This is a genomic window from Psittacicella gerlachiana (genome assembly GCF_003585965.1).
Classification (GTDB): domain Bacteria; phylum Pseudomonadota; class Gammaproteobacteria; order Enterobacterales; family Psittacicellaceae; genus Psittacicella; species Psittacicella gerlachiana.
The window spans coordinates 1-1,352 of sequence record NZ_NRJF01000105.1; the positions used below are offsets into that span (position 1 = coordinate 1).

A 1,352-nucleotide genomic window follows, 5' to 3' on the forward strand; every position below is an offset into this window, starting at 1 on the left:
GAAGTTATATAAAACTTATGTGAACTTATTTTATAAATGCGGTATAATAACGCCAAATTGACAAACACATTGGAGTTTAATTCATGAACATTACTCTTTTTAGCTCAAAATCTTACGATAAAGAATTTTTTGATAAAGTAAATGTTGAAAGTAACTTTAACTACAACATTTCTTATGTAGAACAACGTTTAGATCTTAGCACGGTTGATCTTTTAGAAGCAGGTCAAGATGTAGTATGTATTTTCGTTAATGATGATGCATCACGTCCAGTTTTAGAAGCTTTAAAAGCTAAAGGTGTTAAAATCGTAGCTTTACGTTGTGCTGGATTCAATAACGTAGATTTAGAAGCAGCTAAAGAATTAGGTTTCCAAGTAGTACGTGTACCAGCTTATTCACCTGAATCAGTTGCAGAGCACGCTGCAGCATTATTATTTACTTTAAACCGTAATACACACAAAGCGTATAACCGTACTAAAGATGCTAACTTCAACTTAGAAAACCTAACAGGTATTTGTTTATACGGTAAAACTGCTGGAGTTATTGGTACAGGTAAAATCGGTTTAGCGATGATTCGTATTTTACGTGGTTTAGGTATGCGCGTAGTTTGTGTTGACCCTTACCAAAACCAAGCAGCGATCGACGCTGGTGCAGAATATGTTGACTTTGATGAACTATACAAAGTTTCAGATGTAATCTCAGTTCACTGTCCATTATTCAAAGAAAACACTCACTTCTTAAATAAAGAAGCTTTCGCAAAAATGAAAGATGGTGTGATCTTAATTAACTCAAGCCGTGGTGGTTTATTAAATACTGAAGATGCTTTAGAAGCTTTAGCTTCAGGTAAATTACGTGGTTTAGGTTTAGATGTTTATGAATATGAGTCAGCATTATTCTTTAAAGACTTATCTAACGAAGTTCTTAAAGATGACTTATACACACGTTTAATTATGAACCCACGTGTATTATTAACTGGTCACCAAGCATTCTTAACTGAAGAAGCTTTAACTTCAATTTCAAATACAACTTTAAGCAACATTAAAGAAGTAGTTGAAACAGGTAAAGCAACAAATACAGTATTAAACTAATTTATTAGATAGACATAAAGTAAGCCTCTAGAAAAAGATTTCTAGAGGCTTACTTTATGTTCATAAAGAATAAATTTTGTGAGAATTCTGATCTCATTCCTCATTGGATAAAGGAATTTAGGCATGATCAATCTTCTTCGCGAAGGTAAATTTTAGAGTAATTCTTGCTTATAAAAAAAACTAACAAATGATAGTTTTTTTATTTGAGTTTTTGGACAACTAAAGAGGCTTATTTTTGATGAAATTTAATTTTAGTGGTTTTAAGAT

At 31.8% G+C, this 1,352-nt stretch carries 1 protein-coding gene; it reads left to right on the forward strand.

The genetic code is table 11. The annotated features are described in order from the left end of the window. Nucleotides 1–83: 83 nt before the first annotated feature. Complete coding sequence (locus CKF59_RS04155) at nucleotides 84–1,085, forward strand: 2-hydroxyacid dehydrogenase (protein WP_119534716.1); 1,002 nt, start codon at nucleotides 84–86, stop codon at nucleotides 1,083–1,085. Nucleotides 1,086–1,352: the final 267 nt, after the last annotated feature.